This is a genomic window from Vreelandella aquamarina (assembly GCF_900110265.1).
Lineage (GTDB): Bacteria > Pseudomonadota > Gammaproteobacteria > Pseudomonadales > Halomonadaceae > Vreelandella > Vreelandella aquamarina.
On record NZ_FODB01000089.1, the window covers coordinates 1 to 7,036 of the forward strand.

At 55.0% G+C, this 7,036-nt stretch carries 7 protein-coding genes; 5 read left to right on the plus strand and 2 right to left on the minus strand.

Going from position 1 to position 7,036, the window contains the following annotated elements:
* The 5 genes from BMY49_RS16445 to BMY49_RS16465 all read left to right on the plus strand — a co-directional run.
* The coding region (locus tag BMY49_RS16445) for a beta-keto acid cleavage family enzyme (RefSeq protein WP_089676083.1) at positions 1-692 on the plus strand (692 nt) is incomplete at its 5' end.
* Positions 689-1,645, plus strand: a complete 957-nt coding sequence (locus tag BMY49_RS16450) for an L-carnitine dehydrogenase (protein ID WP_089676084.1) — start codon at positions 689-691, stop codon at positions 1,643-1,645. The genes BMY49_RS16445 and BMY49_RS16450, both read left to right, overlap by 4 nt.
* A complete protein-coding gene (locus tag BMY49_RS16455) occupies positions 1,645-2,100 on the plus strand; it encodes a thioesterase family protein (RefSeq protein WP_089676085.1) in 456 nt (151 codons plus the stop codon). The genes BMY49_RS16450 and BMY49_RS16455 overlap by 1 nt, the downstream gene beginning before the upstream one ends.
* Positions 2,101-2,283: 183 nt before the next feature.
* Positions 2,284-3,885, plus strand: coding sequence for a BCCT family transporter (locus tag BMY49_RS16460; RefSeq protein WP_089676086.1), 1,602 nt, complete (start codon positions 2,284-2,286; stop codon positions 3,883-3,885).
* Positions 3,886-3,983: 98 nt separating this feature from the next.
* Entirely contained in the window at positions 3,984-4,802 is an 819-nt protein-coding gene (locus BMY49_RS16465; protein ID WP_089676087.1) for an alpha/beta hydrolase fold domain-containing protein, read from the plus strand.
* A gap of 7 nt (positions 4,803-4,809) precedes the next feature.
* Here BMY49_RS16465 and BMY49_RS16470 read toward each other — a convergent pair whose 3' ends face one another.
* Together BMY49_RS16470 and BMY49_RS16475 are read right to left on the minus strand one after the other, a co-directional pair.
* Entirely contained in the window at positions 4,810-5,757 is a 948-nt protein-coding gene (locus BMY49_RS16470) for an ABC transporter substrate-binding protein (protein ID WP_089676088.1), read from the minus strand.
* A gap of 108 nt (positions 5,758-5,865) precedes the next feature.
* Positions 5,866-6,837 (minus strand): GlxA family transcriptional regulator, encoded by a 972-nt coding sequence (locus tag BMY49_RS16475; protein ID WP_089676089.1) that lies wholly within the window; start codon positions 6,835-6,837, stop codon positions 5,866-5,868.
* Positions 6,838-7,036: the final 199 nt, after the last annotated feature.

Sequence of the window (7,036 nt, forward strand, 5' to 3'; positions counted from 1 at the left end):
TGGATATCGTCATGAACATCACCGCAGGCGGTGGCGGCGACTGGATTCCCGACGCGAATGACCCCACCCGTGGTGGCCCCGGCACTGACATTCAAACACCGGCTCAGCGCCATGAGCCGGTCGGTGAACTACTGCCCGAACTGTGTACGCTCGACTGCGGCAGCCTCAACTTTGGCGATATGGTCTACGTCAATCCCGCCGATTGGCTGCGCGAGCACGCACGCTTGGTGCAGGCGGCAGGCGTCAAAGCTGAGCTGGAGTGTTTTGACTTGGGCCATGTGTGGTTCGCTCGTCAGCTACAGAAAGAGGGATTGATTGAAGGCGATCCTCTCTATCAGCTCTGCCTGGGCATTCCCTGGGGCGCTGAAGCTGATCCTGAAACTATGTTAGCCATGCGCAATAAGCTGCCAGAAAACGCCCAGTGGGCAGCCTTCGGCATCGGTCGTCATCAAATGCCTATGGCAGCACAAGCAGTGCTATTGGGGGGCCATGCCCGCGTCGGATTAGAAGATAACCTCTACCTTAAAAAAGGCACGCTGGCCACGAACGCCCAGCTGGTAGAGCACGCCTCGACGCTTATTGAGAACCTTGGTGCCCGCGTTATGACACCCGCTGAAACGCGCGCACACCTCAAACTACGTAACCCGCATACCGGTGGTATTGAAGGCCAGTCTAATGGGGGGCAATCATGAGCCAACAGCTCACGGTTATCGGCACGGGCGTTATCGGTAATGGCTGGATCGCACGGGCGCTCGCAAACGGCTGGGATGTTGTAGCCTTCGATCCCGACCCTGATGCACCGCAGCGCACCCGAGCTTTCGTTGACAATGCCTGGGCGTCGTTGAAGAAGCATGGCCTTGCTAAGGGAGCCAGCCCAACGCGGCTGCGCTTTGTGGAAAGCTTAGAATCGGCGGTCAAAGGCGCCGACCTGATCCAAGAAAACGTGCCAGAACGATTGGATCTCAAGCGTAAGATTCTGGCTGAGTTGGATGAGGCCAGCGTGCCAGAGGTGCTGATCGGTTCCTCTACATCCGGCTTCAAGCCCACCGACTTGCAACAGGCCTGCACGCGGGCACCAGGCCGCGTCATTGTCGCCCACCCCTTTAATCCGGTTTATCTATTGCCGCTTGTGGAACTGGTGGGCGGTGAGGCGACCGCACCTGAACAACTAGAGCGCGCCCGCATGTCTTACCAGGCACTTGCCATGCGTCCTCTGGTCGTACGCAGAGAGATTGAGGGCCATATTGCAGATCGCCTAATGGAAGCCCTGTGGCGCGAGGCGCTGCACTTAGTGAATGATGGGGTGGCAACGACCGAAGAGATCGACGCCGCGGTGGTCTACGGCTGCGGTCTGCGCTGGTCGTTGATGGGCACCTTCCTCACCTTCCATTTGGCAGGCGGCGAACCAGGCATGCGCCATATGTTGGAGCAGTTTGGCCCGGCTCTAAAACTACCTTGGACAAAATTGGAAGCCCCCGAACTCACCGATGAGCTGATCGACCGTGTGGTGGAGGGCTGTGAGCACCAAGCTGCGGGGCGTCCAGTGGCTGAGCTTGACCGCCGCCGCGATGACTTCTTAGTCGAACTGCTGGGCTTGGTACAAAAATACTGGCCCGAAGCCGAGGGCTTGGAAGGACGTATCTAATGGTGATTTTAGAGAGCCGTGTGGCTTCAAACTGGGTCGACTACAACGGCCATATGAACGATGCCGAGTACGCTCGGGTCTTCTCGTTGGCGGTCGAGGCGTTAATGGAGCACATCGGCCTAGACAAATCAGGCCGTACACGCCATTGCTACACTATTTATACCCTTGAAACGCACCTCTGCTATCGCCGTGAAGCCCACGAGGGGCAGACACTAAGCGTAGAGCTGACGCTACTGGATCGCGACAAGAAACGCCTGCACGTTTTCTTCAAGCTGCATAACGAGGAAGGTAACTTGCTCGCCACCAGCGAGCAGATGCTGATGGGCATGGATAGCGATAGTGGGCGCCCTGCCCCCTTTCCCACGCCCGTTGAAGCCGCTGTTGCTGAGTTACCCCTCGCATCTCCCTCGGATTGGCCAGAACTCGCCGGCCGCACGATAGCCATACGGCGATAACAACAAACCCGCAGCGCCTTATAAAACCGTATTTAATCGCCCTCTTCGGCGGGCGATTAACCGGGACTGCCGGCCCAACGCCCGGCCCAAGAGGACAAGAATATCGCTACGCCCACTCCCCCCCATCGCCCCACGCCGCTTTCAAATCATCACTCACCCAAGGCTGAACTTAGTACCGACTACATGGTGACTGAGCTTACCCAGGGCGGCTTCTTCCAAGGCATGCACAAAGGCATGACGCTAACCGCGAGCGCGCTTGTGCTGCTTTTTGTACTTTTCACTGGATTGGGTTCAGAGACCGCTAGCAGCGTCTTTGGTACCACACGCGCTTGGATTGAGAGCACCTTCAGCGGCTACTATCTCATTACCGTCATGCTGCTACTCGCCGTCTGTGCCTTTATCATCTTCAGTCGCTTCGGCAGCGTAAGGCTTGGTGCTGACGATAGCCGCCCAGAGTTCAGCAATTTTGCGTGGTTCGCGATGTTGCTGTCTGCCGGGATTGGCATTGGCATCCTATTTTTCGGCGTCGCAGAGCCCGTGTTCTATCTCGATAACACCGGCGCCTTTGGCTACCCCAACAACCCTCATGCCGATATGGCAGACGCCACGGCGATTGGCCACGAACGCGCCATCGATGCGCTGCGCGTCACGCTATTTCACTGGGGGCTTCACGGTTGGGCGATTTATGTGATTGTCGGTATGTCGCTGGCCTACTTTGCCTATCGCAAAGGCTTACCCCTAGCGCTGCGTTCTGCGCTTTACCCGTTTATTGGTGAACGCATCTTCGGTCCTGCCGGGCATCTGTTCGATATCTTGGGCGTATTAGGCTGCGTCTTTGGGGTGGCGACCTCTTTAGGACTTGGGGTGAGCCAAATGGCCGTTGGGTTAGAGCGGCTGGTGGGCGTAGACCCCGGACTTAATACTCAGCTGATGCTGATTGCAGGCATTTCAGTGATCTCCATTCTTTCGGCTGTCTCTGGGGTGCGTGGCGGTATTCGGCTAATTTCTGAGATGAATATCTGGGTATCCCTGGTGGTTATCGGTATTTTTCTGCTAGCGGGCCCCACACTGTGGCTAATCACGGTGTTTGGCGAGACACTGCTCGACTACGCGGTTAACTTTATCCCCATGGGGCTTTGGTATGCAGAGGAAGAAGGCACAGCTGCTTGGCAACAGGGCTGGACGATCTTCTATTGGGGGTGGTGGCTCGCCTGGGCGCCTTTTGTAGGACTCTTTATTGCCCGCATTTCCAAAGGGCGCACGCTGCGCGAGTTTGTGTTGGGCGTTCTATTCGTGCCCACGCTCATCATCTTTGTATGGCTGATTATCTTTGGTGGCAACGCCATGCACCAGGAGCTAAACGCAGCGGGTGGCCCGGGCAGCGCTGGCATTATCGAACTGGTAAACGCCTGGAGCCTACCGGCTGCACTGTTTGCTACGGCGGATGGTATTGTGGGTGGCGGTACGTTTGGCTGGATACTCTCTGCCCTCATGGTCTTTCTGCTAATGAGCTGGTTCGTCACCTCATCTGATTCAGGTACGTTAGTGCTCACAACAATTTTATCGCTGGGTGATAACGAGCCGCCCATACGCTTTCGCGTCTTCTGGGGAGTGGTGATTGGCTTAGTTGCGGCGGTGCTGCTGGTGGCCGGAGGTCTGAATGCGCTGCAAACAGCGCTGATTGCAGCCGCCCTGCCACTCAGTGTGGTCGTGCTGGTAATGACCGCCGGCGTAATGCTGTCGCTATACCGCGAGTCGCTTGATGCACGACATCGCAAACGCTGAGCGAACAAACGGCACAGCACTAGGCGTCTGCTGATGGCGCTTAGTGCTCAATACGCCACGGGACGTCAACGACCGTCGCTGTAAGTAACCAGTATCTAATGAATATCGAAACCTTTATCACCCATTTTGAGCTGGGCTTAGTTGAACTCGCGCATAGCGATCCCGCTGAGGCGCGCCAGCGCTACGATCAGCTATGCCAAGCATTTGCACCGCCTGACCCACAAGGCATGCGTATTAACGACGAGTTACGGGGTTGTATGACGCTCCGACACTTCATCCCCACCTCTCCCAAGCCGGGTCGCGTTATGTATCTTCACGGCGGCGGGTTTACGCTTGGGTCTATCAACAGCCACCATGGCATTTCAGCCAGTTTGGCAGATCAACTCAGGCGCCATGTTGTCAGTCTCAACTACCGCCTAGCGCCTGAGGCAGACTACTACGACATGCTGGCAGACTGCCTCAACATCGCCAACGTTATACAACCTATTGCGATTGTGGGTGATAGTGCGGGCGGTCGCTTGGCATTAGACTTACTACCGCGATTGCCGCATAGCGTCCCGCTAGGGCTTATTTATCCGCCGGTTGGTCCGCTTAACACACAAACGCTGGGGCCTAATGCCCCGCTGCTTAGCCGTAACGATGTCTTATCGCTGCTTCCTTTCTGCCCGGGGCTGAGCACTCAGATCGATACGCTCCCACCCAACGCGCAGCTGGAAGTGCTTAGCGTTGAGCACGACCCGTTAACCGCTCCACTTGAACAAGCCGTTGCTGCCTGGCGCCGTAACGGTGTGCAGGTAGGGTATCGAAGCGCCAACACGATGGTGCACGCCGCCTTGCATGCACATGCCCTGCTGCCAGAAATGCAAAGCGCCTGGCAAGATTTTTGCCAGGCGCTCAACCAACGCTTAGATCATTAACGCTCTGTTACTGATAACTAGCGCGCACCGCCTCTATCGCCGGCTGACCATCTTTTGCGGTTACTCCCTCCAACCATGTGGCTACGGTACCTAAGTTGGCACTGATCCACTCAGAGGCCACTTCATCGGCGGGACGATCTTCGTAGCTGTAACTATGCACCCAAGCATTTTGATCTTCGATATCTACTACATATTGTGAGAGAAAGCGATGTAGCTGTGGGTCTTCTGTGGCCATATTCGCTGGCACGACCGTCCAAACGGTGCTTTCTATTTGGGCAATACCCGCATCTTCTGCATCGTCCAGATAAGCCATATCAAAGCTGACGTTCATCCAATGGGGTTCCCAGCCTACAAAGGTCACCCACTCGCCGTTGGCCATATTCTGCTCGGCTTGCGCCAGCATTGCCGCTGTCGAGCTCTCATTCAGCGACCAATCGCCTAAACCCACAATATCATTATCAATCGCCGAAAGGATCGCCGTATTAATCCCGGTGCCCGCCTCGATACCCTGAATTTCACCGTCGAAGCGGTCACGATGGGCATCCAGGTCGGCCACCGACGTCACGCCGGCATCATACACATACTGCGGTACCACTAAGCCAGAGTTTGCCCCTTGGATATTGGAAACCAGTTTTTCCACCTTATTATCGGCTACAAGAGGTTCTACCATATCCGTCTGTACCGGATACCAACCACCCAAGTAAACATCAATATCATTACGGGTTAAGCCGGCTAAAATAACGCTCACCGCTAAATCCCGCTGGCGGGTTTGGTAACCCATTGCCTGCATCAGCTGTGCTGCGACTTCTGACTTTACAGTAACACCGGGCCAAGGCGGCACACCAAATCGCACCTCATCTAGGGCAGCCGATGCTGGGGCGGCCGTTGCTAAGGTCGCTAAGCCCGCAGCACCTAGGGCATACACTGTTTTCAACCCACCGAATTTATGCATCATTTTCTTGTCCTCTTTTGGCGATATACCAATCAAGTTTGCCAACTAGACAACAATTCAAACGACACCAAGCGACATAAAATAATCATAAAGCGACAAATTTATCGCTTACTACTGAAGTAACTGACGCCGTGATTCTCCGGGTGAGCAACCAAACTGCGCGCGGTACGCGCGTGCAAAGCTGGAGCTTGACGCGAAGCCACAAGCAATACCCACTTCTAAAACATCCATATTCGTTTCCATGAGCAGGCGCTGCGATCGCGATAAACGAAGCGATAAATACCACTGACGAGGCGTTCTATGAAGGTGCTCCTCAAATAGCCGCTGAAGATGGCGTAAAGATACCCCGATGCGATCCGCTATCCCCTCTATCGGCAACGGCCTCTCCAAATGACGCTCCATCAAGGCAACGGCTTCAATCAAACGTGGGTTATGCGTGCCTAGTCGACGCGCCAGCGACATGCGCTGTTGGTCATGGCGGTTTCTTAAGCGCTCATGGATCAGCTGCTCAGAGACATCAACCGCAAGCTTGGCGCCATGCCTCTGCTTGATAACCTCTAGTGCCATATCCATCGCTGCCGCACCACCAGCACATGAAAAACGGCGCTCACCTAGCTCAAATAGCTCGTCTGATGTTTCGATCAACGGGAATCGCTCACGAAAGGCGGGCAAACTTTCCCAATGTAGCGTGATCCGCTCACCTTTAAGCAGCTCGGCGGAGGCCAGTAAAAAACAGCCGGTATCAATACCGCCTAACACGCAGCCTGCCTGGTCTAAACGGTGTAGCCAACTGACTAAAGGTCGCGTTAGGTGCACGTCTGGCTCAAAACCACTGCAGACAGCCAGTGAGGGTAAATCCAAACACTCGCCAATGGGCTGATCAACCATCAGTGTCATACCGTTACTGGCACTGACGGGCTCACCATCCAAACTAAATAGTGTCCAATCAAACAGGGGACGTCCGCTCATACGGTTCGCAATTCGTAAGGGTTCAACAGCGGAAAAAAACGCCATCATCGAGAAACGGGGTACTAAAACAAACCCAATTCGCTCAGGCATAGGGCCGTGATAATGCAAACGCAATTGGCTGACTCCACGTAATTTCTGGGGCACACACAGGCTGATAATTCTATAAAACCAATAGCATACGGTCTGGCATAGGTCCACACCTTACCCCTTGCAACACAAAACATCGCATCGAGCGATTATGTTGCAGACTTAGAAACCGTGAATAAGGCGGCTATGCATTGGAACACCATTTATTACAATGCGTATCGCATCG